The following is a 26,553-nucleotide window of genomic DNA, read 5'->3' as shown; positions in this document are numbered from 1 at the left end:
CAAGCCGATTTAGGTCTTGCGACTGAAGTTCGAAGACGCTTTTTGCAAAGACGACAAGGAAGCATCGAATAAGTTGACCTTTTCAATGGAATCCTCTCCTCCGATTAACCGTTCGAATCCCTAAAAACAACCGTCATCTTCTTCATCCAATATCTTGCCCGTTCACGTAAAAAACATACATGCCGGGAAAAATTATTCATGCTCCTTCAGCTTCCGGCGCAAAACGGTCTGCAAAATTCCGCCGTTGCGATAATAATCAATTTCAACCTCGCTGTCGAAACGGACAACCACCTGGAAAGGAATGACCTGACCGTCCTCAGCAACTGCCTTTGCCTGAATGGTCTGTCCGGGTCTGACCTTTTCATCCAGGCTGATCGTGATCGACTCTTTCCCGGTCAGGCCCAGCGAATCGGCGCTTTTCCCTTCTTTGAATTGCAGCGGCAGGACGCCCATCATGACGAGATTGCTGCGGTGAATCCGTTCAAAGCTCTGCGCAATGACGGCTTTAATACCGAGAAGATTTGTGCCTTTAGCGGCCCAGTCCCGCGAACTGCCCATTCCGTAATCGTTTCCTGCTAAGACGATCAGTCCGGTTCCGTCCTGTTTATATTTCATCGCCGCGTCATATATTGCCATCACTTCTCCCGTCGGCCAATACGTTGTATAGCCGCCTTCCGTTCCGGGAGCAACCTGATTGCGGATCCGGACATTTGCAAACGTCCCGCGCATCATGACCTCATGATTGCCGCGCCGGGAACCGTACGAGTTAAAATCATAACGTTTGACGCCCTTCCCGAGCAGATACTGTCCCGCCGGGCTTTTCTGCGCAATGGCTCCTGCCGGCGATATGTGGTCCGTCGTGACGGAATCCCCGAACTTCCCGATGACGCGCAGATTCTCAAGCGGCCTGATTTCATTCAGATCGGCAGACAGATTTTCAAAGAACGGCGGGTTCTGAATATAGGTTGAATCCGGATCCCATTCGTACAGCTCGCCTTCGCTCGTCTGAATGGCATTCCAGCGCTCATTTTCGCTGAACACCCGGGAATACTCTTTCTTAAACATTTCCGGACTCACGGACCGGTTCATGACTTCCGCAATTTCATCACGGGACGGCCAGATATCTTTAAAATACACATCATGGCCGTCTTTGTCTTTCCCGAAAGAATCGTGCATCATATCGAAATGAACAGTACCGGCCAGCGCAAACGCAACAACCAGCGGAGGTGAAGCCAGATAATTGGCCCGGATCAGCGGATGAATCCGCCCTTCAAAGTTGCGGTTGCCGGAAAGAACCGCTGAAACCGTCATATCGCGATCGATAATTGCCTTCTCGACTTCTTCGGGAAGAGGTCCCGAATTTCCGATACATGTCGTGCAGCCATAGCCGACGACATTAAAGCCCAGTTTCTCAAGATAAGGCGTCAGTCCCGCCTCAGCCAGATAATCCGTAACCACTTTCGATCCCGGCGCCAGACTTGTTTTAACATAGCTGGGAACCTTAAGGCCCCTTTCAACAGCTTTTTTGGCAACAAGGCCGGCTCCGATCATCACGCTCGGATTGCTTGTATTTGTACAGCTGGTGATGGCCGCGATCACAACGGCACCGGTTTTCAGAGCAGCTTGGCTTCCGTCCGGATAGTCGACTGCCGTTTCCTTCTGAATCTCGTCCGCACCAAGTCCGAATCCATGATTGCCCGCTACGCGCGTTAGCGAGGCTTCGAATTCATCTTTCAATTTTGTCAGCTGAATTCTATCCTGAGGACGTTTGGGGCCGGCCAGGGACGGCTGTACTTCCGAGAGGTCCAGATCGATGACCTTGGTAAAATTCGGATCTTTTGCAGACGGTGTGTAGAACAAACCATTTGCCTTGCAATAATCTTCAACAAGCTTCACCTGTTCTTCGGGGCGCCCCGTCAGTCTGAGATAATCGAGCGTGACCTGATCCACCGGAAAGAAAGTCGACGTCGCCCCGTTCTCAGGAGACATATTCGAAATGGTCGCCCGGTCCGCAAGCGACATATGCGAAAGGCTCGGACCGAAAAACTCAACGAATTTGCCGACGACGCTCTCTTCACGAAGCAGCTGGGTCACTCTTAATGCAAGATCCGTCGCCGTGGTTCCTTCGGGCAGGCTCCCGGTCAGCCGGATGCCGATAACATCCGGAACGGGAAAATAGGATGGCTGGCCGAGCATGCCGGCTTCAGCCTCAATACCGCCCACACCCCAGCCGAGGACGCCGATTCCATTAATCATCGTTGTATGCGAGTCCGTTCCGACCAGAGTATCCGGAAAAGCAACCAGACTGCCTCCTTCTTCCGTTGCAGTGCGAACAACCGACGCCAGATATTCGAGGTTAACCTGATGCACAATGCCGGTAGCCGGCGGAACTGCCCGGAAATTTTCAAATGATTTCTGCGCCCATTTAAGAAATCTGTAGCGTTCCCCGTTTCTTTCGAATTCCCGTTCCATATTGAATTTCAATGCATTGTTCGTACCAAAGCGATCGACCTGAACCGAATGGTCAACCACAAGATCCACCGGTTTTTCCGGATTGATTTTTTCCGGATCGCCGCCGAGGTCAGCCATTGCTTTTCTCAGTGAAGCCAGATCGACAACGGCCGGAACTCCGGTGAAATCCTGTAAAATAATACGGGCCGGATTGAACGGAACGTCGATATTTTTATTCAGCTGAGCCGTTCCCCACTTGGCAAGATTTTCAACATGCTCCTTTTTAATGACCGTCCCGTCGCACTGACGTAAAAGCGCTTCCAATAGAACCTTAATCGAATAAGGCAAACGTTCAATCTTCCCGAATTGATCCAATACATCCAGTTTGTAAAAGTAATAGGTCTTTCCACTGCTTGAAAACGTTCGGCGGGCGTTGAATAAATCTTTCGATCCTGCCGTTTTTTTCTCTGTCACTGCTGCCATCTTGTCACCCTCTCTGAACTCTTCATATAACTGTGCTTATTCTTATCTTAAGTGAATTTTTTAAATAAGTAAATTTTTATTATATTATTCGAAACGATAAGTTTTTCTTATTAAGAAGAACCTTGCTCCCCTCATATTCCTTTTCACTCGCCATCGTCTTACAACTCCGGATTTCAGACAAAATAAAAACAGCCGAAAACCGTATGGCGATACGGATTCATAGCTGTTTTTTCCTCATTCACCGACTGCCGGTAAAAGCCAGGGGCCGATCTTAAGTGTAGCTTCTATTTCCGTTACCTTCCTTTACATCCGCTTTCATTTCCGCGGCAGGCGGATCATAAACTTGTAACGGTCGGCACGGTAAAGAGACCGTGTATATTCCAAGGCTTTCCCTCCTGCCAGATAGGAGCAGCGTTCGATCAGCAGCACCGGAGACCCTTTGGGAACTTCGAGGATCGCCGCTTCCTCCGCAGTCACAAGCGCGGCTTCCAGCGACTGGTCCGCATGGTCGAGAATCAGCCCGTATTTTTTTTCGATGTAATCGTACAGAGACTGATTAGACGCTCCGCTGCTCAGATTCGGAACCAGAGCGGCGGGAATAAACGTCGTTTCAATGGCCATTGGCAGATCGTCGGCAAGGCGGGTTCTTTTAATGGCATAAACCTCTTCTTCGTCCTCAAGCGAAAGTCGTTTGCGTACAGGGGCAGGCGGCCGCATTTTTTGAAAATCGAGAAGCCGGCTGTCCGGTTTCATTCCCCGATTGATCATATCTTCCGTAAAACCGTTCAATCCATTCAGCGATTTTTCGATCTTTCGCTGCCCGGATACGAAGGTTCCTTTGCCCTTCCTGCGCATCAGGATGCCGGCATTGACCAGATCCATGACAGCCTGGCGAACAGTCATTCTTGAAACCTGAAACTGTTCCGTCAATTCATGCTCGGAAGGGATCCGGTCTCCCTGTTTCAGATTTTTGTTTTCGATCAAATCCTCGATGTATTTTTCAATCTGATAGTACATCGGGACCGGTGAACGCCGGTCAAACATTAAAGGCTCCCTGCCTTTGTATTTGCGAGAGACATGGCGTCGGTATCGGCGATCACCGTGACATTCGGATGGCGAAGCAGCGCGGAGGCCGGAAAATCCGTATCCGGTGCCGTTGCGCTCAGCAGCTTGGCGATTGCTTCGGCTTTACTTGGGCCTGAAGCCAGCAGAAGAATGGCTTTGCTTCTCAAAATCGTGCCGATGCCCATGGTTATCGCCTTTTCCGGAACTTCCTGTATACTGCCGAAGAAACGTGCATTGGCCTGACGCGTCGATTCTGTCAATTTAACGACATGCGTGCCGGCATCGAACGGCGTACCGGGTTCATTAAATCCTATATGTCCGTTCCTGCCGATGCCGAGCAGCTGAAGGTCGACGCCGCCCAGGCGTTCAATCAGGCGGTCATAGGCTTTGCATCCCTCATCCAATGAATCAGCTGTTCCATTGGGAAGAAAATGCTGATTGGAAGGGATATTCACATATCTGAAAAAATGGCTTTCCATATAGGCATGATAGCTGTTCGGATCTTCCGGCTTCAGCCCTGCGTATTCATCCAGATTGACCGTGCGGACTTTCTGATAATCGGTCCCGTTTTTGCGGCGGTCATCGGCCAAAAAGCGATAGGTTCCTTCCGGAGTGCTCCCGGTCGCGAGTCCGAGTATGGCGGAAGGTTTTACATGAATAAGATCAAGGATTATTTGAGCCGCTTTACGGCTCATTTCTTCTTTATTGGCTGCAGATACTATTTTCACATTCCGACAGTCCCTTCTCTTTGATATGATACTGTGCCCCGGCAAACAGTCATCACTAATTGATTGTCCCCATCCAGAATAATAAAATCCGCATCTTTGCCCGGTTCAAGCGATCCCTTGCGATCAAATACACCGCACTGAATCGCCGGATTGATTGCTCCCATCTGAACAATATCTTCAAGGGTCGCATCGGTGAAGGACAGCATGTTTCTTAAAGCCTGATCCATTTTCAGGACACTCCCGGCAATAGTTCCCGAAGCAAGGAGAGCGAGTCCGTCTTTAACGTGCACTTCCTGCCCGCCCAGATCATAAATGCCGTTCTTCAGACATTTGGCCCGCATTGCATCTGTAATCAGAATCATCCGGTCGCTGCCTTTCAATTTATACGCCAGATTGACCATGCCCTGGCAAACATGGCGGCCGTCGGCAATCAGTTCGGTGTAAAGTTCGTGATGCAGCAGCGCGCCGCCGAGGATGCCCGGCTCACGATGATGCATGCCTCTCATACCGTTATAAACATGCGTCACCTGTGTTGCCCCTGCATCAATCGCTTTGAGCACGTCCTCAGCGGTGCCGTTGCTGTGCCCGATTGACGCAACAACGCCCTGATCGGCAAGATGACGGATTAGGGCAAGGCCGTCTTTAACTTCAGGCGCCAGCGTGACTTCCCTGATTTTACCGCCCGTCAATTTCTGCCACTTGTCAAAACAGGCAAGATCGGGTTCCGTAATGTACTCGATCGGCTGTGCCCCTGCTTTCTCACTGCTGATGAACGGCCCCTCTAAATGAATCCCGAGTATTTCTGCTTCCCCCGCTTTTTGATGGCCGATCGCACCCGCTGCATTTTTCAGTGCCGCTTCAATCGCCTCTTTTGACTGTGTGATCGTCGTTGCTAAAAATGAAGTGGTCGCTTCTTTGGGAAGCGTCTCAGCGATCGTGCGCAGCGCTTCCGGAGTCGCGTCCATTGTGTCCGCTCCGTTGGCACCGTGAATGTGCATATCGATCATTCCTGGAATACACTTATATTCCGACGGAAAATGGAAAGTCTCATCTTCACTGACACTCAGCGACCGGCCGACGGAAATAATTTTCCCATCATCAAATGCCAGGCTTCCGTCTTTGATCCAGTCATGTTCAGAATAGATGGAACAGCCAGCAACTCTTTTCGCCATTTTTTTCGCTCTCCTTTTTCTTTTATTTTATCACCATTGCCCACTCAATGTCTAGACAACTAGACAAAAATTTATATCTTTACCCTGCCGCATCCGAATCGTTCTTACGGCTCAAAAAGATCAAGCTGTTTCTGTGCAAGCCCCGGGTAGCTGATCCCGAGCAAACGGATCATTTGCCTCCCGTTATCTGCAGCGTCTCCGCCGGAGTCGTTGTTAAACAGGACATAAACATTATTTGCTTTTTTTTCGAGATTAATAAGCCGCGATTTCCATTCCTCGAGTTCCGCTCGATTATAGCGGTAAAGGCAGCGGAGCTTACGCCGGTTCGGGCCGTGATTCTGCCATCCCGCCTCATTGCGCCCGTGCATACGAACAAGAACCCGGTTTCCCCAGGCGGCTGGCACAATCGGAATGGAGCCGGTCTCGGTCTGCGGTTCGTCGCATACGGTGTAAATCCATCCTTCTCTTTCAGCGAACTTCAATGTTTTCTCTTTCATCCCCGCTGAAAACCAGCTTGGGTTGCGAAACTCCAAGGCAACAGGAATCCCGCTCATTTTCTGTTTCGTATATCTGAGCTTGTCGATGTTTTTCCCCGAGCAGTTGAACCATGGCGGATATTGAAATAAAATCATTGCACATTTCCCCGACCGCAGCATCGGATCAATTGATTTTCGGAAAGCGTCAAACATCTCACCGATATTTTTGAAAGCCGTCTTGCCGCGCAAGTGTCCGGTCAATCCCTGATAGGCTTTAATGATAAATTGGAAATTTTCGGGGGTTTCTTTAATCCAGTTTACATAATTTTTTTCTGGTAGAATCGCATAAAAGGAACTGTCGCATTCAACAATCGGAAAATAACTGCTGTAGCTTTCAAGCCTTGACGCCTGTGCTTCCGGATCGTACAGGCTAGGATGATCGCCCCATCCTGTCAGACCGATTCTGATCATTGCCCTTCACTCCCTTCTGTCAAAGTGAAACCCCCGTTAAAAACGGGGGCTTCTGCTCACGCATTTGACTCGATTCCTTGTTCTCTCGACAGTCTTCGATACATGATGTACATGGTTATGCGCCACGGCAAGATCATACCGAAAGCAAGAATAAAGAAAAACGAGGCGGTCTGCGGAAGACTGACACTCTGCTCAAGAAAAAGTTTCATGACTGTCCGAACCGCCAGCAGCCCAACTAAAATCAGTGCAAAGGCTTTAGAACGCTTCAGATAAACATCACCGCTGTGCCGTTCAAATTTCGACGTTTTAATAAGAAACAATGAAAAGAAGGTCCCGATCAGAAAGGCGATGATCGCCTCCCAGTAGGGAATCCATGTGCTCTGTTCAGCAAACATCAGAAATCCCGTCGACATAAAAAGCGGAGGAAGCAATATCTTTTTGGCATTCGTCGGTTTCTTGGACGCCTTCAGCCGGATCACAATCACGGAACCTGCTATCAGAATGCCTATTAATAATCCGATGCCTGCAGCTATTTGACTCACCTTCCCGGCTTCAGAAATTTTATAATCCCATTATACCGGACCCGGCCTGTGAAGAAAAATGTTCCGCCCGTCTGCCGCTCATTTCGATGCTTCATTGCTTCCGTTAATTATCTGAATGATTTTCTCACAGATGCGATGCGTCTCAAGCGCATCTGCTTTGGCTATGGGTTCTTCCCCGCCCCCAGCTACCGCTTTCAGAAAAGCATCGACAATTTGTTCAAAGCCGCGTTTATAAAGCATGGGCGTCCAGTCGCCAAAATGCCTGATCGTCGTGTCCGCTCCCTGAATCCTCTCGATAGAAGACAGATCGCGAACAACGTATTCGCCCTGCGGTGACATCACTTGAAGGATTTCCTGATTGGCACCGCTTTTTCTGCTCATGATCGCTACTGCCAATTGACGGCCGGCATGAAAAACAACGGAAAGTTCCGTATAGAGCCCCTCCCGGTTTTTTATTGCATGAACCGTCAGAGTATCAATGGGTCTTCCCAGAAGAAAACGGACCGTATCGACCACATGAATGAAATCATCGAAAATGAACGCCCGGATATCTTTCGGATCATTGACCCGATTCTTTTGATACACAATCATCGATTTCTCGGGAATTGCAGATGCTTCAAGATTATAAGGTGCAAAACGGCGATTGAACCCGGTCATCAGGAGCACTTTTTTATTTTCAGCAATCTCCGTCAGTTTTTTGGCCGTCTCGTAATCTTCGGCGATCGGTTTGTCCGTATAGACGGAAATACCATGGTTCAGCATTTTCTCAATAATCATCGGATGCGCCGGGGTCGCGGCATGGACAAATACAGCCTCGACACCGCTTTCAATTAATTGATCAGGATTTTGATAAAAATGGTTCCAGCGGTAACCGGCCCGGATCTGTTCCAGCGTCTCTCGATTTCTTGTACAAAAATGACATTCCACTCCGCTCAGCCCGGCATAAATCGGAAGATAGGCCTTCTTCGCAATCGATCCAATCCCGATAATCCCAATCTTAAGCACAATCATCGCTCCCATCTGTTTTTCAGCCTTCCGCTAAAAACAATCCGTTTCCTCTGCTTCGGAAAAAAACAGCCGGGCAATGAAATCCCCCCTATATATTTAAATAGGGGGAAACTATTTCACTCAGCCATTCACTGTTTCCATCTATTATATAATGTATCCTTTTAAACAGCAAACACCGCCGGGCCGTCAGCAAGGCATCCGGCAAAGCAGACAGGCAATCACTGAATAACAAAACCATACCATTGATTCTGCAGATGTCTATAAAATGAATCACCTGAAAGGCCGTCGATCCTGCTTTCTTTTCTTATCCCCGTGCTGCAGGGTGTACAGCCCGACAATCATAAGATATCTCTGTTTTTTTGTCAGCCTTCTCCATGCTGAAACATTAACGATCATATGATCACTCCCTCAAATGAACTGCCGGCTATTAAAACTGCGGCTATTAAACTTTATACGACATTCGATAGATTTATGCTAAATGGCTTCAATTTTCTGCCGTTCATCTCGCTACGACGATCAATATGACATAGTTAAAAGAATTTTTTCAGCAGCCTGGAATCAATTAACGGCCTTCTCGGTGGTATGAAGTCATTGCCGACAGATAATAGGAAAAAGCTTTAAAATGAGCGATGGAACTCTATTAAAAATCCAGACTGAAATGGCCCGTAAAGCAGAAGCGCATTCCCTGTGATGAAATAAGAAATAATATAAGAAGCAGCTGCGCTGCTCAGAAAAACCATTATTGACATATCTAGCAAACAATCTATATTATAAATTTTGTTTCGTTCCAGCAGTCCACATCACCCATAAATTTTAAAAAAGATAGACTAATCCGGCAATGAATGAAGAGATAAAAAAACCGCACAGCAGATCATAAATAACAACAGCATGAAACTGTTGGCTAGACATCTCCCGAAACTTTTTCCGGTATTTTTCATTAAAAATATAAAATGACACCGTAATAATCAAAGATAAAATAAGATAATTAGCAAAGTAAATTAAAGATAAAAGCATGAAACTATAGATTTAAGTCACTTCCCAACTAGCTGACTAATCAACTTTTTAAATGCAGATTCCATATTTGATCCTTCCCCTAAATTATAGATAAAAAAACGCTTAGAAAACAGAAAAAACTCAATAGTTCCCTCCCGGTTACACGTTCCGATAAGGCGGGAGCATAAAAAATAATAAAATATCGATGCTTTTCTAGATTTTCTGCAACTTATTCTATTTTTTACCAAAACTTCATTCACTATATTTATAGCGAAAACATCAGGCTTTGAAATTTTATTATTGATATATTGAATCGCCTGATTAATATTTATTTTCATTTTCCCCTTGTGAAAAACGATGCAGTTTTTAGCAGCGTTAGGCCAGTTGACTTTTTTCATGCACGCCGGCCGTTACAAGTTCAAGATGTCCCCAGAAGATGCCGGCGGTTGCGTTGACCGCATCCAGTCGGTTCCCGTATGCGTGAGCTGTTCCCCTCGGTAATTTAAAAAGTAATAATCCTTGGTGGGAAACATTAAATGCTTGACATAATCTTTCTTGACTCGCTCATACTGAACCACTGTTCTTTTCAGTGAGGGACTGTTCGGGACAACTCGTTCTTTATTGCCTTTGCCTAGTACGAAAATGATGTCGTTTCGAATATTAGAAAGACGGATCCGGCGAATTTCAATGGCTCGCATTCCTGTGTCGGCCATCATCGAGATCATGCAGCGGTTGCGCATTCCGGTGAACGTTGTTTTCCCGTAAGCGTTAATCATTCTCCGGACTTCATCCGTTGAAAAAGCGTAAATGATTTTTTTCGGAACTTTAGGTGAGCCAATCGGATCGAGCGGGTTTGTTTTCAGATAGTTGTTTTTGGGGCTGGTCATCCAGTTGAAAAAGGCATGAAGGCAGACATAAATACATTTGATGGACTGGGCTGTGTTTTTCCCATCCGTTTTTCTGAGGTAAATGTAAGAGTTGAGGTCTTCCGTTGTAACTTGATCGGCGTACTGAATACCCCTCTTGGTATTCAGATAGGCGATGATCTTTTTGATGTAGAAAATTTTGTTAGTCATCGTTTTTTCCGTGTAGCCGCGTGATTGACAGGTTGCTAAATATTCTTTGCTGATAGACTTCAAACTGTAGCGCATGAAAAACCACCCCTATTTTTTCGCCTAATCCATGCGAAAATTGGAGTGGTAAAGGACGCTGATAATAAATGAACCAATAGATGTTTAAGCGAGATGAATCATTCAGCCAGTCCCAATCAGCGTTTTTAAAATTCCCTGCTATAAAAAGAAAATCCGCCGGTTGATGAACAGACGCCGCGTGTTGCGGTCCCTCATTTATTATTCATTTGGTTATTGATCGCTTTCATCATCTGATTGATTTTCTTTTGCGACGGATGCTGGCCCATTTGGGTCATCATCACGCGAAGCATCTGTTCGTTGATCGGCGGATTCTTCTTCAAATAGCTCAGCATGTATCTCCGGGCAATGAAAAAGCCGAGAACCAATCCGGCGGCCAGGCAGACAGCGCCCACTAGTATGTATAGCCACAGCATGTGCCCTGTTTCCTCCTTGTGTCAAATATCCATACCTCAGTGTACACTATCGCGTGAAATCAGGTCAACCTTACTTTGGAGGAAATCTGCATTTTTTATAGGATTGAGCCAGGCGCATTGTCTCGCTTGGAAATTCACCGCCAAAAAATGTCCGTCCAGCTTCCGCAAAATTTCAAAAAAAGTCACTTCCATGTCTGAGGTTCCTTGCGACGTCATTTTCAGTTCCCGGCCCTGAAGTTCCAGTGTGGCCTCGCTAAACGGTCTTTTGCTTTTCAAATAATGAATCGGATCTTCATATGTATAGTCCGTCATGAGTTTGCAAGCCGTTTGCAGCAGCGTTTTGAACTTGCCGGCATCCAGTTGATGAGAAACAAAACGAATCTGTCTGTACAACACTTCCTTCATATGCTTATCCCGTGCAGAACGGAAATCCTTAAATAATTGAAACAGCTTTTCTTCCTGACCGAAATAATGTTTTGCGATATTGTCTTTAATCAGGTAAATGTGGTAACTGCGCATTCGCCCTCCTCCTCATGCAGTATGTCTGCCTCTGTCCTGAGGAAAAAAACGATCAGACATCATCAAAGTAGTTGATGCGGTTTTAATCCGCACTATAAAAATTATATCGGAACATGATACCGTCAATTTTAGCCGTTGTTGCTGCCTTACTGCCTGAAAACGCGAATTGGAATCGGCATTCTGCCGGATATCAATGAATGGAAGCAAAAAAAAAGAAAGCTCTTTTCCTTTATTCAGTGAATAGAAGCTTTCTTCTGAAGGAGGATGAAAATTAACCCGTCAGCGAAAAGGCAAGGTTAAATCGCCGAAGGGAAACAAACATATTTTAATCGGGATTTCACAGCTTTGGATCGGCATGCGAAAGCTCGCGATTAAACAAAATTAAGAAGAATATCTCTCGTTGTTGTATCATTACAATGATTAATATTTCCTCTTGTTATATAACAGTATAGCACAAATAATGTATCTTGCAAGCGATAAGACAGCATCTTCGTAAATTTAATAAAACCGGTGCGAAACGGCAAGGCGCGGCGGAGAACGCTAAACCGTCCGCAGAAACACCCGGATTATTTCCGGACAGGTATGATTAATTTCTGGTCCGGCTGGATAAAATTGCGGTCAATTCCGTTCTCCCTTTCAATCCAATTGACAAAGGCTTCCTCTGAAAGTCCGGAATTGCTGCTGTGATAACGTTGAGCCAGAGACCAAAGCGTATCCCCTTTTTCGACAGCTATTGTCTTATAATCATTGCCGTCTGCGGCCACACGATTTGTCAGCGTAAAAAAAAGGATGATAGTCAGAACAATAAATAAAATAACGAAAGATGTACCTTTCAGCTTACGATTCAAGTGCTCATTCATCTGCAGCCCCTCCAATAAATGATTGAGAATATGTATTCCCGAGAATGTTTGTTCGCTACCAATGATTATATAGCGAACATCCGTTTGCGTCAATGATTCGAACGGATGTTTGCATTGCAAAAAATGGCATGATATAATGGGCTTAAGAAGAAGAAAAAGGAGCAGGCAGATGAAACTCTCAAGTCGACAGCAATCAATACTCGATTATATTAAGCATGAAGTGGCGACCAAGGGCTATCCTCCGTCGGTTCGTGAAATCTGCGATGCGGTCGGATTGGCTTCAAGTTCAACCGTTCACGGTCATCTGGAACGGCTTGAAAAAAAAGGATTGATTCGGCGCGATCCGACGAAACCGCGTGCCATTGAAATTCTCGATCATGATGGCGATATATTCAGTGAAAAAGCGGTTGCTGTGCCGGTGATCGGCAAGGTAACGGCCGGTCAGCCGATCAGCGCTGTGGAGAATATCGAGGAGTACTTTCCCGTACCCAGATCTATGGTTGACGAGGAAAATGTCTTTATACTCAATGTATCGGGAGAAAGCATGATCAACGCCGGTATTCTGGACGGCGACAAAGTGATTGTCCGCCAGCAGAGAACCGCAGAAAACGGCGAAATTGTCGTGGCAATGACCGATGAAAATGAAGCGACTGTCAAAAGATTTTTCAAAGAAAAAGACCACATCCGCCTTCAGCCCGAAAATCCGGCCATGGCACCCATACTGTTAGACAACTGTATAATACTCGGAAAGGTAATCGGCGTATTCCGTACAATAAACTGATTGCCGCGGCAAGCGATACGTGCGCTTTTCCTTTCTCCGGAATATGCAAAAAGCCGGGGCGGACATCATGGATGCTGATGGCTGCTCCGGCTTAAAATATTTTTGTTTCGGTCGCCTTTCATTCTTTGAATTCAGAGAAGAGCCGCTTGATTTTCAATAGTTTTTCTGCCGTAAAGATCCACTCTTCCCGATCTAATTCCTGACTGATCATCTGATAAAGATCGTTCTGGTTCAGACAGATCAAAGGCCACTCTTTTTCGGAAAAATTCTCTGCTTTTGCGTGATCGGCCGAATCGTCCATAAAGTAGAGGACGGGAACGATACGCTCTGCATTCACCTGACGATTGCCAAGATAGGCCCGGAATTCCGGGACAGCCTGCATGATCGGTGCAGCCAGATCGGAATAACAGTCAATCGTTATTCTCAGAAAGTCCTGATTGCCGTCTCTCTGTTTCCTGTCTCCGGACATAACCAGCGTTTCTTCAGAACCATTTGCAAGGCTCGGAATGTTTTCCTTGATCAGCCGTTCAAAACCCTGGGCATGTTCCGGGCTTATCCCATGGAATACTTTTCCTTTGTACTTTCTTGTATCAAGTAAATACAGCCCTGTCGGCAGCAGCAGAATGATATCCGCTCTGGAAAAATCACTCCCGCCGGCTCGGGCCGGAACGATGATATTTCCTGCAAACGCCATTTGCCGGGCCGAAATCCGTTTGGATTGGACAAGAATTTTCCTGATTGCCGTTAGATTCTGATAAACGGCAAATGTCTTTTCGGATCTCTGTGTTCCCCGTAAATAAGCAATTAATTCTTCATAGCGTCCCAGTTTTTTTTCGTAAGATTCCTCAATACCGGCAATCGTGGCGCTATTTTCGGTCATAATATGCTTAATCTTAGTTTCCGACTCCTCTTTAATCCGGTTTTCCGTCTCACTGATCGTCGCCGAAGTCTCATTTTGGCTTTGCTCGATCTGTTCCTCGGCCCGACTTTTTATTTTTTGCTGCTTCTGGAATAAAAAATAAATGATCCCGATCAGGATTAGAATAATTGCCAGGTAAATAACATGTACCACCGTGTAGCCCTCCCTTGTTTCAAAACGATACATATATTTTTTCGTCCGCTGTCCCTGCGCTTTTGTCCCTCGGCCAATGAATGTACAGAGTCTGCAAAGTCGGGTAAAATAGAGAAAAGAGAAATGGAGGGATCAGCATGAATGATTGGATCAAAAAGGGTTTCTTTATCGGTCTCGGCGCAACAGTTGCAAGTAAGGAAAAAGCAGATAAATTTTTCAATGATCTGTCAAAAAGCGGCGGCGCGGCAGCGGAAGAAGCAAAATCTTTTCTCGACGCTCTGAATGATAAAGGAAAATCTAAAAAAGAACAATGGCAGAATGACATCCGTCAGGACATTAAGGACACTCTGATCGATTTGGGATTCGTTACCTCTGAGGAGTACAACAAGCTGGCCGAAAGAGTTGAAGCGCTGGAAGCCGGATTATCGAAGGATCAAAACGGAACGGATGAACAGAGCACGGAAAAATAACGGGTTGTCGGTCAGGTGAAATGAATGTTTGGAAAACGCATACGCCATATCAAACGTTATCGAGAAATCGTAACCGTCCTTGTCAAATACGGATTCGGGTATATTGTTAAAGATGTCGGACTGTTTCATCTGCTCTCGCTCCCGAAACAGATCGTGTCCGATTTTTCCGGAACTAATGATTCAAAACCGGTCGGCCGGAAAATCCGCCTGATGCTCGAAGAACTCGGGCCGACCTTCATTAAGCTCGGCCAGCTGCTCAGCCTGAGGTCGGATCTCATACCCGAACAGATCGCTAACGAGCTGCGCGAATTGCAGGACAGCGTGACGCCGATCGATCCGGCAGTCATTAAGTCTGTCATCCGGCAGGAACTGGGTGCGCCGGTCGGCGATATCTTTGCTGATTTTGATGAACAATGCCTGGCGGCGGCATCGATCGCTCAGGCACACCGCGCCGTTCTGAAGACGGGTGAAGAAGTCGTGATCAAGGTCCGCCGTCCCGATATTGAAACCGTGGTTTCAACCGACATAGAGATTCTCTGGGATCTGGCTGCACTTGTGGAAAAACGCTATTCCTGGGCAAAAAAATTTCAGATAAGCGATATTGTCGAAGAATTTTCCCTTGCCATCCGCAATGAAATGGATTATTTCAGAGAAGGCAGAAATACTGAAAAGCTCTATAATTATTTCGCTTCCAATGAAAACATTATCATCCCGAAAGTGTATTGGGACTATTCAACTAACAAGCTGCTCACCCTTGAGTATATCAACGGTGCAAAATATGCCGACCTGATTGCTTCAGTCCCTGAAGGCATCGATAAAAAAATCATTTCAGAACGACTGGTGCGCTCATTTCTCGATCAGGCGCTGGTTGTCGGCGTTTTTCATGGTGATCCTCATCCCGGCAACCTTTTTTTCTTTCCGGGGAATAAGATCGGCTATATCGATTTCGGACAGGTCGGCACATTAAATGAAGAAATGAAACATAATTTTGCCAGCCTGATTATCGGGCTGATGAGGGGAGACATAGATCTGCTGTTCCGCACGATCTTCCTGATGTCCTCAATGCCTGAAGACCTGGATGAAAGACTTTTTAAGGCCGACCTTGAGTTAATGCGCGACAAATACTATGAGCTTCCTTTCAAAGAAATCCATATTGGAAAGGTCATTCAGGATATTTTCGAAACCACCAAAAAACATCATATCAGCATTCCGAAGGACTATACACTTCTCGGCAAAGCACTGATCACCCTTGAAGGCCTTATTACGCGCCTTGATAATCAAATCAGCATACTGGAACTTGCGGAACCTTATGGGCAGAAGCTTTTGCTGAACCGCTACAATCCTGAGCGGGTGGCAAAGAAAACTTTAAAAAGCGTTTATGAAGCACTGGAAAACAGTGCACAGATCCCCTCTCTTTTAAAGAAAACATTGACACATTTGTACAAAGGAAAAACGCATGTCGAAATGGAACTGCCCCACCTGGATCTTCTGCTTTCCAGGCTTGACCGCGTGGCCAATCGCATTTCCTTCAGTATCATGCTTCTGGCATTCAGCATTATCCTCGGCGCAATGATTATCGGAGAAACGTTCGGCGCCCACCCTTTGTTTACAAACATTCCGCTTCTTGACATCGCCGTCATGATTGTCGCTCTGATGTTTCTTCTCGTCCTGCTCGCAATTTTCAGGTCCGGGCGCTTCTAAAGCTACTGCATGTTGTACTGACGGCATGGCGTATAAAAGGTTGTTCTTTTTCAACCTGCCTTTTTTATATTTTCGTGACGGTCTGATGAAAAATCCGTCGCCCGACGAGAGGATCCATTTCAGAAACAAAATGATTGAGTTCTCGTTGTGCGGCAAAAATATGCTCCGGACTGTCTTCCCCGTACATATGAAGCAAACGGCCGAATTCTTCTGAAATCCGTCTCATTTTTGTCTTATCGATTTCGCGTCCGGCCAGGAACATCGTAGCCAGACGCTCCTTCTCCGGCCGAAGCACATGCCATTTTTCACCCGGTTCATTGGAGAACATACGGCAAGTCATCGGTCCTCCCGCATCCACCAATGCGACCAGCACATCCTGTTTTTCATACGGCACCGCCCTTACAAACCGTTCGAGTACATGGATCTGTGATTCATTGAACGACCAGGCACGATCCTGATAAGGAAAAACTTTCCTAAGGCTTTTCAGCGCCGCCGCACTCCCCGTACAGGCGAGGATCTGTCGACCGGAAAGGCGGATTATGCCGGGCTTTTCGCCGGGAATCATCGCCGGTTGTCCATTTTCATTTAAATTGACCAGGCGGCCGTCGCTCACGGCAGACGCCATTTTATCGGTAGCAATAATCGATACAAAACTCATGAATTTTCTCCTTTTTTCCAGAACAATTAAATGATATATCCTCTATTATAACGGGACAGGCAGATTCATGCGACAGCGGAAACGGATCCCCTGTGTTTCAGGCAAAAATACGATTCTTCTTTGTAAATTAATTTTGATAAAAAACGACGCGATTGAGCAAAAGCATTTCTTTTTTAAACAAAAAGTCATAGAATAGACTCATAAGGTTCACTGGATTGTCAAATATATATAAAAAAAAAGCCCGGAACGATGGTGAACCTATGTTTCAGGCTAGCTATAAACCTTCTGGAGGAGGAATTTAATATGGGAAAGATCAAGGCAAGTGAAGCAGTTGTCAAACTGTTTGAAAACTGGGGGATTGATCACATTTACGGGATCCCCGGCGATTCAATCGACACAATGGTCGAAGCGCTTAGAAAAAAAGAAAGTAAAATTAAATTTTATCAGGTCCGTCATGAAGAGGTAGCCTCACTGGCCGCCGCAGCCTACGCAAAATTAACCGGAAAAATCGGTGTTTGCCTGGCTATCGGCGGACCGGGCGCCATCCACTTGTTAAACGGCATGTACGATGCGAAAATGGATCATGTTCCTATGCTTGTGCTTGTCGGGCACATTCCGTCCAGACTGACGGGAACCGATTATTTTCAGGAAGTCAATACCGTTGAACTGTTTAAGGATGTTGCCGTTTATAATAAAGAAATCACCAGCGCGGAAAGTTTTCCGGCCGTTGTCAATCAAGCCATTCGCACGGCTTATCAGGAACGCGGCGTTGCCGTTCTGTCGATTCCGGATGATATCCCGCTCGGTGTGATTTCCGAGAACGCACCGCAAATGTCGACGGTTTTTGAAAAAAAGATTCCGGGTCTCATTGAAGATGACCTGAGCGACGCCGTCGCTTTAATCAATAATGCCAGCAACCCGGTTATTCTTGCGGGTGTCGGAGCGAAAGGCGCTAAAAAGGAACTGAGGGCATTCGCCGAACGGATTTCAGCTCCTGTTGCGGTGACCCTCCCCGGCAAGGGCGCACTTCCGGATGAACATCCGAATTTTCTTGGAAATATTGGCAAAATAGGTACGAAACCGGCTTATGAAGCCATGAAAAGTTCAGATCTGCTGATTATGGTCGGTACCGATTACCCATATATAGCCTATCTTCCCGAAGGTGCCAAATGTATCCAGATCGATATCGATCCGGTGCATATAGGCAAACGTTATTCGGTAACAGTCGGTATTGTGGGCGACGCCGCTCAGGCTCTGGCTTATCTGACCGAACACACGACACCGGTGCCGGAACGTCCTTTTCTGAACACATGCCAGGAAAAAATGGCTGTTTGGTGGAAATGGATGAATGAGGATAAAGCGAATACGACGACCCCGATTGCTCCGCAGGCTGTTATGAAGGCTATCCAGTCCATTGCCGAAGACGATGCGATTTTTTCAGCCGATGTCGGTACGGCAACCGTTTGGTCTACACGTTATCTGCATGTGACGAACCAGGATTTCATTATCTCGGCATGGCTCGGCACGATGGGCTGCGGGCTTCCGGGAGCGATGGCTGCAAAGCAGGCTTTTCCGAATCGCCAGGCTATCGCGATCTGCGGCGACGGGGCTTTTTCAATGGTTATGCAGGACTTCGTTACCGCCGTCAAATATAAGTGGCCGATCCTTGTTGTTGTGCTGAACAATAAGGAGCTTTCCTTTATTAAGTATGAACAGCAGTCGGCGGGCCAGTTAAATTATGGAATAGGGCTTCAGGACATCGATTATGCAAAATTTGCCGAAGCCTGCGGCGGAAAAGGATTCAGAGTCGAGAAATATGAGGACCTGCAGCCGGCATTCGAAGCAGCCAAAGAGTCACAAGTTCCCGTGATTCTCGATGTCGCCGTAAACGCAAATGCCGCACCGCTGCCTGGTAAAATTGTGATGAACGAAGCCAAAGGCTATGCGAGATTTGCATCAAAATCAGTGATTGAAAATCATAAACTGGAAAAGATGCCGCCTATGAAGGACGTCGTCAGACGCTTCCTCTGATTAACATGGATTGAAGATTGAAAGAGCTTTGAATCAGTTCATACTGGTTGAAAGCTCTTTTTGTATGCCGAAAAAAAAAGACCCAAAAGGTCTGTAATAAAAAATGAAGTGTGGAGTTGATGAAATCAGGGGGCCTTGCTTTCGTTCAAGTAATAGTTTACCAGTCACAGATTAAGCCCGCGTTAAAGCATTGTAAAATTATTTTATCGAAAATGGACGTTTCGCCCATTTTGTTTCACACTGCCGTACAAATTTTTCCGGATATTCGCAATTAGTCTTTTATCCGGGATGTCTTCTTTATCATCGCCGTGACCGCCAATGGCTGCTGTCTCGTATTATCGAATGGTGTACCGCTGCCGGCCTGTATATGCCGACAAGACCCGGCCTCTTAAACCTGATAAAACCGTTCCGGTCAGCCGGCTCCTTGATTTCTTACCGATAGAGCGCCCGCTTCAGCCGGAAGCTCCCGGTTTTCTGACGGTTGATCGTAAATGGGCCGCCGTCGCTGCCATCCGGCGGCTCATTATGCAGGTTTACTCTGCGCAGAATTTTATAATAATCCATCCGGTTCATGGTTTCATTTTTTCTTTTTTTCAAGCAGCTCGTTGAGCCGGGCCATTTCGATGCCGCTGACGGCGGCATCCCAGCCTTTATTGCCTGCCTTCGTTCCGGCCCGTTCAACGGCCTGTTCAATATTTTCAGTGGTGACAACGCCGAACATGACAGGAACTCCGGTCTCAAGGCCGATCTTTGCAACGCCCTTGGACACTTCATTGCAGACATAGTCATAATGCGACGTTGCACCGCGTATGACCGCTCCAAGCGCCAATATTGTATCATACTGTCCGGTCGCAGCCATTTTCCCGGCAGCAAACGGAATCTCAAAGGCTCCCGGAACCCAGGCAATGTCAATATTCTCCTCGTCAACACCGTGGCGCAGCAGAGCGTCCTCTGCCCCGGACAAAAGCCGGTTTGTAATAAATTCATTAAAACGGCTGACGACAATACCCACTTTCAACCCTTGACCAATCAATTTGCCCTCAAATACTTTTCCCATTTTAAGTCCTCCTGTCAGCAGTCTGTACACTGTCGCTTTTTATCGATCACAAATGAAGCAGATGGCCCATTTTTTCGGCTTTCGTTTCCATGTATCGTTTGTTTTCCTTGCCGATCGGCATCTCCAGAGGTACACGTTCAATGTTTGAAATGCCGTGTTCTTTCAGATCGGAAATTTTTAATGGATTATTTGTCAGCAATTGCACATTGGTAACGCCGAGATCGGATAATATCTCAGCCGCAGTGCGGTAGTTTCTCAGATCCGCGGGAAACCCAAGATGTTCGTTGGCTTCTACCGTATCCTCTCCGGCCTCCTGAAGCTTGTAGGCTTTCAGTTTATTAATCAGCCCGATGCCCCGCCCTTCCTGACGTAAATAGATCACGACACCGGCGCCGCGTTTTTCGATCATTCGCAGAGCGGCGTGAAGCTGCGGACCGCAGTCGCACCGTTTCGACCCGAACACATCGCCTGTCAGGCACTCTGAATGAAGGCGGACAAGTGTCGGATCGCTGCCGCCGACATCCCCTTTGACAATCGCAATGGTTTCGCTTTCATCGAACGGGCCGGTATAGCCGATGGCTTTAAAATGCCCGTACTCTGTCGGCAAATCGGCAGTCACGACTCTCCTGACCCCGTGATTCTGCCGATACGCGATCAGATCTTTAACTGTAATGATCTTCAGGCCGAATGTTTCGGCCAGCTTCTCAAGTTCGGGAAAGCGTGCCATTCTGCCGTCATCGCGAACAACCTCGCAGATGATGCCTGCCGGTCTGGCACCGGCCAGCTTTGCAAGATCCACGGCCGCCTCTGTGTGGCCCTCGCGTTCCAGTACTCCGCCATCTTTCGCGATCAGCGGAAAGACATGGCCGGGATGATTAAAATCCGATGCGGTGGCATCGTCAGAAACAATCTTTCTGATTGTCTGTGCGCGTTCAAATGCGCTAATGCCCGTTTTCGTATCTTTATCGTCGACACTGATCGTAAATGCTGTTTCATGATGGTCGGTATTGTTTGCCACCATCGGTCTGAACCCTAGCGATTCGGCAAGCGGCCGGCTGACCGGCATGCAGAGCAGCCCTTTGGCATGCGTAATCATAAAATTGACGGTCTCCGCTGTCGTTTTATCTGCCAGAGCAAGCAGATCGCCTTCATTTTCACGCCCCTCATCGTCACAGACAATGATTATTTTTCCTTCTTTCAAATCAGAAAGGGCTTCTTCTATTGTAGCAGGCATATGCTTTAACCTCCTTATGATCCTTCCGGCATATGTAACACCGTTATTTATTTAGTGATGTGTTAAATCCGTTTTCTTTAAGCATGTCATAGGTCAGGGAACCGGAATCGTCGGACTTGCCCGCAGTCAGCTGATTTTGTACATATTTTTGCAGTATATCGCCCTCGATATTGACGGAATCGCCGACTTTTTTAGATCCCAAAACCGTATGGGCGTACGTGTGCGGAATCAGCGATAGGGTAAAAAATTGCGGTCCGGCGTGAAAAACGGTCAGACTCGTTCCGTCAACGGCAACCGATCCTTTCTGCACCAGACCGGCCAGAATATCCGGAGACGCCTGAATATCAAGATAATAGGCATTTCCTTTCGGTACAATCCTGACAATCTTTCCTGTCCCGTCAATGTGGCCGGTCACGAAATGGCCGCCCAGTCTTCCTCCCGCTTTTACAGCGCGTTCCAGATTGACGGAATCGCCGGCCTGCAGCGAATGCAAAGTCGTCGCGCGTATCGTCTCCGGCATAATGTCCGCGCTAAAAGCATCCTCTAACCGCCCCGTAACTGTTACACAGGTCCCGTTGACCGCTATACTGTCGCCGATGGCTGCGTCTTCAAGCACCCGATCGGCCTGAATCGACAGGCGGATGGCGTCAGGCCGTTTCTCAATCGACGCAACATGTCCGACTTCTTCTATCAGTCCCGTAAACATCAAGAATCGCCCTCTTTCAAAATTAATGTGACTTTCAGATCCCGGTCCAGCTGCTCAACGTGTTCAATCGACAAATCCGGAACGTCTGCCAGATGTTTAATCCCCGTACCGCCGATCGCCGACAGTGCTTCCCTGCCGCCAATCAGCCTGGGTGCAATATAGGCAATTACCTGATTAAATGCTCCGGCCTGCAGGAAACTTCCGTGTATGGTTGCTCCGCCTTCCACGAGCAGCGAAGTCACCTCTTTCTCTCCCAGATAGTTCAGAACATCTTCAATCGCGATACGATCCGACGGCAGCCGGATAATGTTTACCCATTCGTTTTGCAGGCGGCGCGCCTTGGCACCGTCGATCGCTTTTCCTGTAAAAATCCATGTCGGCGCGGCGCTGTCCGTCACAACCCGGGCATCTTCGCAAATATGCAGATGCGTGTCCAGAATCACCCGGATCGGATTATTGGCTTTGTATGCCGAATGGGCCGTCAGATGCGGATCGTCCGCCGTGACCGTCCCGATTCCGGTCAGAATCGCATCATGGATCCGGCGCTGCGCATAGCCGTCGGACCGTGAAGCCCGGCATGTGATCCATTTGCTTTCTTTTCCTGATGTCGCCGTCTTCCCATCCAGACTGCACGCAAGTTTAAGCGTGACATAGGGCGTTTTATGACGGATATAATGAAAAAAGACAGGATTCAGCGCATCCGCTTCTTTCTGAAGAACGCCGGTTTCAACTTCAATACCTGCATCCCTAAGCTTCTCAATGCCGCGCCCGGCAACAAGCGGATTCGGATCGGACGACGCAATGACAACCTTGCTCAACTGCTTTTTGATAATTAAATCGGCACATGGCGGCGTCCTGCCGAAATGGGAGCAGGGCTCAAGTGTTACATAAATCGTGCCGCCCTTGGCCCGATCTTCGGCCATGCGCAGTGCATTTACCTCCGCGTGGGCTTCTCCTGCCTTCAAATGCGCGCCCATCCCGACAATTTCCCCATGATTGACAACCACGGCACCTACCGCAGGATTCGGGCTGGTCTGGCCGGCGGCGGCTTTCGCTAAATCGATTGCCAGTTTCATATATTTTTCTTCCAAAAGATCATCCCCCGAATGAATGTCCCGTTAAATGTGAAAAAGCCCCCGGAGATGAACTTCCCCGGGGGCTTGACGGCATCAGAGCCAGTTTATTCTTTGGTCATTCCCAATAAAAAACAAACAAATTGGTTCCGCAGGATCCAGGCAATTCAAACAGTACATATTTGAATGCCCTTCTCCAATCCTTCTCCCATCCAGACTTTACTGTCGGCTTCAGCTTCTGACTGAATCCACCGCCGGCCAAAACATTGGCAGGCGGGTCGCGGGCTAAGGCACTAGGCCATCACCGCCGGTTGGGAATTTCACCCGACCCCGAAGGATAAATCCTTTATTAAACTGCTTTCATTGTAACATAAAATTTTTGATTATCAAACATTCTGTCTTCGAAAAATTGAATAAAAGCCGGTCCGGACATCCACGGCGGATTCCCGGACCGGCTTTATACATCCATTGTCAGACAATCTGTTTCTGCTTCGCAATATTTTCGGAAGTGCCTTTCTGCTCAACCGTTTTCTTCCAGAAGCCGAGAATCAGTCCGGAAATAACCGCCCCGATAATAATTGAGAGAAGGAACAGCACACCGTGATTACCAAGGAAAACCACGAAAATGCCTCCGTGAGGAGCGGGAATATTCACATGCCAGAACTGAGTCAGACCGCCGGCAACGGCCGAACCGATAATACTCGAACCGATGACCCGCAGCGGATCGGAAGCTGCGAACGGAATGGCGCCTTCCGTGATGAACGATGCACCCAAAACATAGTTCGTGATCCCTGCCTTACGTTCATCTTCGGTGAATTTATTTTTAAAAAGCGTTGTAGCCAGTGCGATCGCAAGCGGCGGAACCATGCCGCCGGCCATCACGGCCGCCATCATCAGACCGCCGTTCGAAGCGCCGCTTGTGAATACGCCGATGGCAAACGTGTAGGCTGCTTTATTGACCGGGCCGCCCATATCGACAGCCATCATGCCGCCGAGAACAAGACCGAGAATAACGGCATTCCCTGTTCCCAGATTATTCAGCGCCCCGATCAGTCCGCTGTTGATCCATTTAAAAATCGGATCAAGAATAAAATACATCAGCGCCCCGCTGATCAGCAGCCCGAAAACCGGATAGAGCAGAATCGGTTTCAGGCCGTCCAAGGTTTGCGGCAGATTCTTAAACATCCGCTTCAGCAAGACAATCACCCAGCCGGCAAGAAAGCCGGCGGCAAGGCCGCCGAGAAAACCGGCATTGGATGAAGACGCCAGGAAACCGCCAACCACCCCCGGCATTAACGCCGGCCGGTCGCCGATGCTGACAGCTATATAGCCTGCCAGAATGGCGATCAGAAAATGGAAGGCACCGGTATCGCCGCCGGCTATCGCGCCAAGCATCAGATAAATCGGATTCGTTTTGCCCAGCGTATTTTCAAGCAGAAACGAAATGGCAAGAAGAATACCGCCGCCGACAACGAAGGGCAGCATGTGAGAGATACCGTTCATCAGATCCTTGTAAATCCTGCTCCAGACGGAGCCGCCGGTCGGCTCGTCTTCAGCCGGACCGCCCTCGGCATGGTAGACGGGCGCCCGCCCGTTTATTATTTTATTGATCAATTCCTGCGGCTTGCGGATTCCGTCACTGACAGGGGTCTGAAGCACAGGTTTGCCGTCGAAACGGGCCATGTCCACTTTCTTATCTGCGGCAACGATGATGCCCGCCGCCTGGTTAATCTCCTCGTTCGTCAGGCGATGTTTAACGCCTTCTGAGCCTTGCGTTTCAACACGAATCGGAATGCCCATTTCTTTTGCTTTTTTCTTGAGCGCATCTTCAGCCATGTACGTATGGGCAATGCCGGTCGGACAGGCTGTCACGGCAAGTACAAACTGCGAGTCCTTCGACGCGCTTCTGTCGCCGTCTGCTTCGTCATTCTTCTCTTCAGCCTCTTTTTTCGCCTGCTGATCGTTAAATAATTCTACGACCTCGCCAGCCGTTTCGGCCTCTTTTACTTGTGCGACAAATTTCTGATCAATGAGCAATCTTGAGAGAGCCGCCAGCGTCTGAAGATGGACATCGGCTGCGCCTTCAGGAGCGGCAATCATAAAAAACAGATAGGACGGTTTCCCATCCAGGGCTTCGTAATTCACGCCGCTCCTGCTTCTTCCGAAAACAACCGTCGCCTCATTGACAGCTTTTGTCTTCGCATGAGGCATGGCGATGCCGTCACCGATCCCCGTGCTTGACTCCGCTTCCCGCTTCAGGATCATCTCTTTAAACAACTTGGGATCATTTATTCTTCCATTTTTAATCAGACTCGAGATGAGCTCGTCAATGGCCGCTTCTTTTGTCGTCGCTCTCATGTCCATAACCATGGCGCGTTCAATCATGAGATCCGTTATCTTCATTTGGTCCACCCCTTTTTTCTCAGCATCCTTATGAAGGAAATAGAATCTGAAGGCCGTTCTTTCGGAGGAGACGATTTCACGTATGGCCTCAGTTTCCCCAAAAAGAAACATAGAAACACCCTGTCTGCCAAGAATTAAGGAGTTTTCAGTCAATGATTATTCAACGTCAGGTTCATCATCGGCACAGATGACTCTCGTCTTTTCGAGTATCAAAGAGCCGATGGTTTCAGGCAGTCGATCGGTGATAATCGAAGCCTGTTCAATATCGAACATTTTGCAAAAAGATATCTCGGAAAATTTACTTCCGTCCGCCACGACAAATGACTGGGCAGCCAGCTCTCTGGCGCGTCTCTTAAGTGCCGCTTCTTCAGGATCGGGTGTCGTGTAGCCCATCTCAGCGTCTATTCCGTTGACGCCGATGAAGGCTTTATCGAACCGAAAAAGATTCAGAGTCTGGGCGGCAATGCTGCCGACCAGCGCTTTGGTTGTCCCCTTCACCATGCCGCCGATCAGGTAGGACACAATCCGCCTGCCGACAAGCGCCTCACCATGAGCAGGGCTGTTAGTGACAACGGTTACATTCTTCGCATTAATATAAGGAATCATTTCCAAAGTCGTCGTTCCCGCATCCAAATAAATGCATTCATTATCTTTCACCAGGTGTCCGGCCAGTTGAGCAATTATTTTTTTTTGCTGGATATATTTAGAAGTCTTCGTTTCCATATCGGGCTCTTCACTGCGCGGCTGCAGCAAGGAAGCCCCTCCGTGAATACGGCGCAGCAAATGGCGGCTTTCCAGCTCCTGCAGGTCGCGGCGGACCGTCGACTCAGAAGAATTAAGAAAACGAACTAAATCCTGTAATTTGACGACACGGGCATTCTCCAATTTCTTCAAAATAATTTGCTGTCTCTCTTCGGCCAACATACTCCATTCCTCCATGCCATTATTTTACCATGATTCCGTTCAAAATCAATCTTTTTACATCAAAATCATTCATATATATTTCAATAACTTCCATTACTAAAATAACAGATC

24 protein-coding genes and 1 riboswitch are annotated in these 26,553 nt (G+C 47.7%); of the genes, 4 read left to right on the top strand and 20 right to left on the bottom strand.

Annotated elements, in window-relative coordinates; translation table 11 throughout:
• Positions 1–192 precede the first annotated feature (192 nt).
• The 12 genes from acnA to yneA form a co-directional block, all read right to left on the bottom strand.
• Complete coding sequence (acnA, locus tag Q6A92_RS14715; RefSeq protein WP_332238559.1) at positions 193–2,934, bottom strand: aconitate hydratase AcnA; 2,742 nt, start codon at positions 2,932–2,934, stop codon at positions 193–195.
• A 315-nt stretch (positions 2,935–3,249) separates the two neighbouring features.
• A complete protein-coding gene (locus Q6A92_RS14710; RefSeq protein ID WP_332238558.1) occupies positions 3,250–3,978 on the bottom strand; it encodes a GntR family transcriptional regulator in 729 nt (242 codons plus the stop codon).
• Positions 3,978–4,727, bottom strand: coding sequence for a glucosamine-6-phosphate deaminase (gene nagB, locus Q6A92_RS14705; protein WP_332238557.1), 750 nt, complete (start codon positions 4,725–4,727; stop codon positions 3,978–3,980). Before nagB ends, Q6A92_RS14710 begins: the two co-directional genes overlap by 1 nt.
• A complete protein-coding gene (gene nagA / locus Q6A92_RS14700; RefSeq protein ID WP_332238556.1) occupies positions 4,724–5,899 on the bottom strand; it encodes an N-acetylglucosamine-6-phosphate deacetylase in 1,176 nt (391 codons plus the stop codon). The genes nagB and nagA overlap by 4 nt, the downstream gene beginning before the upstream one ends.
• 104 nt (positions 5,900–6,003) lie before the next feature.
• Positions 6,004–6,846, bottom strand: coding sequence for a DUF72 domain-containing protein (locus Q6A92_RS14695; protein WP_332238555.1), 843 nt, complete (start codon positions 6,844–6,846; stop codon positions 6,004–6,006).
• Between the two features lie 56 nt (positions 6,847–6,902).
• On the bottom strand, positions 6,903–7,379 hold the full coding sequence (locus Q6A92_RS14690) for a CcdC family protein (protein ID WP_332238587.1): 477 nt from the start codon (positions 7,377–7,379) through the stop codon (positions 6,903–6,905).
• An 87-nt stretch (positions 7,380–7,466) separates the two neighbouring features.
• Positions 7,467–8,408, bottom strand: a complete 942-nt coding sequence (locus Q6A92_RS14685) for a Gfo/Idh/MocA family protein (RefSeq protein ID WP_332238554.1) — start codon at positions 8,406–8,408, stop codon at positions 7,467–7,469.
• Positions 8,409–9,427: 1,019 nt separating this feature from the next.
• The gene (locus Q6A92_RS14680; protein ID WP_332238553.1) at positions 9,428–9,787 is read right to left on the bottom strand and encodes a hypothetical protein; all 360 of its coding nucleotides are present in this window, start codon (positions 9,785–9,787) and stop codon (positions 9,428–9,430) included.
• 12 nt (positions 9,788–9,799) lie between these two features.
• Positions 9,800–10,540 carry a tyrosine-type recombinase/integrase gene (locus Q6A92_RS14675; protein ID WP_332238552.1) on the bottom strand — a complete coding sequence of 247 codons (741 nt, stop codon included), beginning with the start codon at positions 10,538–10,540 and terminating at the stop codon, positions 9,800–9,802.
• A 191-nt stretch (positions 10,541–10,731) separates the two neighbouring features.
• Entirely contained in the window at positions 10,732–10,953 is a 222-nt protein-coding gene (locus Q6A92_RS14670) for a YneF family protein (RefSeq protein ID WP_443029733.1), read from the bottom strand.
• A 36-nt stretch (positions 10,954–10,989) separates the two neighbouring features.
• On the bottom strand, positions 10,990–11,472 hold the full coding sequence (gene sirA, locus Q6A92_RS14665; RefSeq protein WP_274400737.1) for a sporulation inhibitor of replication protein SirA: 483 nt from the start codon (positions 11,470–11,472) through the stop codon (positions 10,990–10,992).
• A 566-nt stretch (positions 11,473–12,038) separates the two neighbouring features.
• The gene (gene yneA / locus Q6A92_RS14660) at positions 12,039–12,332 is read right to left on the bottom strand and encodes a cell division suppressor protein YneA (protein ID WP_332238551.1); all 294 of its coding nucleotides are present in this window, start codon (positions 12,330–12,332) and stop codon (positions 12,039–12,041) included.
• Positions 12,333–12,501: 169 nt separating this feature from the next.
• Between yneA and lexA the strand changes: the two genes are divergently transcribed.
• Positions 12,502–13,113, top strand: a complete 612-nt coding sequence (gene lexA, locus Q6A92_RS14655; RefSeq protein ID WP_274400740.1) for a transcriptional repressor LexA — start codon at positions 12,502–12,504, stop codon at positions 13,111–13,113.
• A gap of 118 nt (positions 13,114–13,231) precedes the next feature.
• Here lexA and Q6A92_RS14650 read toward each other — a convergent pair whose 3' ends face one another.
• Complete coding sequence (locus tag Q6A92_RS14650) at positions 13,232–14,185, bottom strand: hypothetical protein (protein ID WP_332238550.1); 954 nt, start codon at positions 14,183–14,185, stop codon at positions 13,232–13,234.
• A 137-nt stretch (positions 14,186–14,322) separates the two neighbouring features.
• On the opposite strand from Q6A92_RS14650, the gene Q6A92_RS14645 reads away from it, so the two are divergent.
• A complete protein-coding gene (locus Q6A92_RS14645; protein ID WP_274400742.1) occupies positions 14,323–14,655 on the top strand; it encodes a phasin family protein in 333 nt (110 codons plus the stop codon).
• A 24-nt stretch (positions 14,656–14,679) separates the two neighbouring features.
• Positions 14,680–16,356, top strand: coding sequence for an ABC1 kinase family protein (locus Q6A92_RS14640; protein ID WP_274400744.1), 1,677 nt, complete (start codon positions 14,680–14,682; stop codon positions 16,354–16,356).
• 64 nt (positions 16,357–16,420) lie between these two features.
• Here the strand turns inward: Q6A92_RS14640 and Q6A92_RS14635 are convergent, their stop codons facing one another.
• Positions 16,421–17,014: a hypothetical protein gene (locus Q6A92_RS14635; protein ID WP_332238549.1), complete on the bottom strand. Its 594-nt coding sequence runs from the start codon at positions 17,012–17,014 to the stop codon at positions 16,421–16,423.
• 303 nt (positions 17,015–17,317) lie between these two features.
• Here Q6A92_RS14635 and Q6A92_RS14630 point away from each other — a divergent pair, with 303 nt between their 5' ends.
• Positions 17,318–19,045, top strand: coding sequence for a pyruvate oxidase (locus Q6A92_RS14630; protein WP_332238548.1), 1,728 nt, complete (start codon positions 17,318–17,320; stop codon positions 19,043–19,045).
• A gap of 577 nt (positions 19,046–19,622) precedes the next feature.
• On the opposite strand, the gene ribH is transcribed toward Q6A92_RS14630, so the two are convergent.
• The 6 genes from ribH to Q6A92_RS14600 form a co-directional block, all read right to left on the bottom strand.
• Positions 19,623–20,102 carry a 6,7-dimethyl-8-ribityllumazine synthase gene (gene ribH, locus Q6A92_RS14625; RefSeq protein WP_274400750.1) on the bottom strand — a complete coding sequence of 160 codons (480 nt, stop codon included), beginning with the start codon at positions 20,100–20,102 and terminating at the stop codon, positions 19,623–19,625.
• Positions 20,103–20,148: 46 nt separating this feature from the next.
• Positions 20,149–21,336: a bifunctional 3,4-dihydroxy-2-butanone-4-phosphate synthase/GTP cyclohydrolase II gene (locus Q6A92_RS14620; RefSeq protein ID WP_274400751.1), complete on the bottom strand. Its 1,188-nt coding sequence runs from the start codon at positions 21,334–21,336 to the stop codon at positions 20,149–20,151.
• Between the two features lie 43 nt (positions 21,337–21,379).
• Positions 21,380–22,042, bottom strand: a complete 663-nt coding sequence (gene ribE, locus Q6A92_RS14615; RefSeq protein WP_332238547.1) for a riboflavin synthase — start codon at positions 22,040–22,042, stop codon at positions 21,380–21,382.
• The gene (gene ribD, locus Q6A92_RS14610) at positions 22,042–23,118 is read right to left on the bottom strand and encodes a bifunctional diaminohydroxyphosphoribosylaminopyrimidine deaminase/5-amino-6-(5-phosphoribosylamino)uracil reductase RibD (RefSeq protein WP_332238586.1); all 1,077 of its coding nucleotides are present in this window, start codon (positions 23,116–23,118) and stop codon (positions 22,042–22,044) included. The genes ribE and ribD overlap by 1 nt, the downstream gene beginning before the upstream one ends.
• Before the next feature lie 193 nt (positions 23,119–23,311).
• Positions 23,312–23,457, bottom strand: a riboswitch (FMN riboswitch).
• Positions 23,458–23,586: 129 nt separating this feature from the next.
• Positions 23,587–25,518 (bottom strand): PTS fructose transporter subunit IIABC, encoded by a 1,932-nt coding sequence (locus Q6A92_RS14605; protein WP_332238546.1) that lies wholly within the window; start codon positions 25,516–25,518, stop codon positions 23,587–23,589.
• A gap of 156 nt (positions 25,519–25,674) precedes the next feature.
• Entirely contained in the window at positions 25,675–26,442 is a 768-nt protein-coding gene (locus Q6A92_RS14600; RefSeq protein ID WP_332238545.1) for a DeoR/GlpR family DNA-binding transcription regulator, read from the bottom strand.
• Positions 26,443–26,553: the final 111 nt, after the last annotated feature.

It is taken from the genome of Sporolactobacillus sp. KGMB 08714, from assembly GCF_036598985.1.
GTDB lineage: Bacteria > Bacillota > Bacilli > Bacillales > Sporolactobacillaceae > Sporolactobacillus.
This window is presented reverse-complemented; position numbering and strand designations above follow the sequence as displayed.

Excerpts from the sequence above, each read along its gene's own strand:
- Q6A92_RS14635 (WP_332238549.1), bottom strand. The coding sequence starts at position 17,014 with ATGAGTTTTGTATCGATTATTGCTACCGATAAAATGGCGTCTGCCGTG.
- Q6A92_RS14670 (WP_443029733.1), bottom strand. The coding sequence starts at position 10,953 with ATGCTGTGGCTATACATACTAGTGGGCGCTGTCTGCCTGGCCGCCGGA.
- sirA (WP_274400737.1), bottom strand. The coding sequence starts at position 11,472 with ATGCGCAGTTACCACATTTACCTGATTAAAGACAATATCGCAAAACAT.
- Q6A92_RS14685 (WP_332238554.1), bottom strand. The coding sequence starts at position 8,408 with ATGGGAGCGATGATTGTGCTTAAGATTGGGATTATCGGGATTGGATCG.
- Q6A92_RS14675 (WP_332238552.1), bottom strand. The coding sequence starts at position 10,540 with ATGCGCTACAGTTTGAAGTCTATCAGCAAAGAATATTTAGCAACCTGT.
- ribD (WP_332238586.1), bottom strand. The coding sequence starts at position 23,118 with ATGAAACTGGCAATCGATTTAGCGAAAGCCGCCGCCGGCCAGACCAGC.
- Q6A92_RS14630 (WP_332238548.1), top strand. The coding sequence starts at position 17,318 with ATGGGAAAGATCAAGGCAAGTGAAGCAGTTGTCAAACTGTTTGAAAAC.
- nagA (WP_332238556.1), bottom strand. The coding sequence starts at position 5,899 with ATGGCGAAAAGAGTTGCTGGCTGTTCCATCTATTCTGAACATGACTGG.
- yneA (WP_332238551.1), bottom strand. The coding sequence starts at position 12,332 with ATGAATGAGCACTTGAATCGTAAGCTGAAAGGTACATCTTTCGTTATT.
- ribE (WP_332238547.1), bottom strand. The coding sequence starts at position 22,042 with ATGTTTACGGGACTGATAGAAGAAGTCGGACATGTTGCGTCGATTGAG.
- Q6A92_RS14710 (WP_332238558.1), bottom strand. The coding sequence starts at position 3,978 with ATGTTTGACCGGCGTTCACCGGTCCCGATGTACTATCAGATTGAAAAA.
- Q6A92_RS14695 (WP_332238555.1), bottom strand. The coding sequence starts at position 6,846 with ATGATCAGAATCGGTCTGACAGGATGGGGCGATCATCCTAGCCTGTAC.
- acnA (WP_332238559.1), bottom strand. The coding sequence starts at position 2,934 with ATGGCAGCAGTGACAGAGAAAAAAACGGCAGGATCGAAAGATTTATTC.
- ribH (WP_274400750.1), bottom strand. The coding sequence starts at position 20,102 with ATGGGAAAAGTATTTGAGGGCAAATTGATTGGTCAAGGGTTGAAAGTG.
- Q6A92_RS14640 (WP_274400744.1), top strand. The coding sequence starts at position 14,680 with ATGTTTGGAAAACGCATACGCCATATCAAACGTTATCGAGAAATCGTA.
- Q6A92_RS14620 (WP_274400751.1), bottom strand. The coding sequence starts at position 21,336 with ATGCCTGCTACAATAGAAGAAGCCCTTTCTGATTTGAAAGAAGGAAAA.
- Q6A92_RS14600 (WP_332238545.1), bottom strand. The coding sequence starts at position 26,442 with ATGTTGGCCGAAGAGAGACAGCAAATTATTTTGAAGAAATTGGAGAAT.
- Q6A92_RS14680 (WP_332238553.1), bottom strand. The coding sequence starts at position 9,787 with ATGAAAAAAGTCAACTGGCCTAACGCTGCTAAAAACTGCATCGTTTTT.
- lexA (WP_274400740.1), top strand. The coding sequence starts at position 12,502 with ATGAAACTCTCAAGTCGACAGCAATCAATACTCGATTATATTAAGCAT.
- Q6A92_RS14605 (WP_332238546.1), bottom strand. The coding sequence starts at position 25,518 with ATGAAGATAACGGATCTCATGATTGAACGCGCCATGGTTATGGACATG.
- Q6A92_RS14645 (WP_274400742.1), top strand. The coding sequence starts at position 14,323 with ATGAATGATTGGATCAAAAAGGGTTTCTTTATCGGTCTCGGCGCAACA.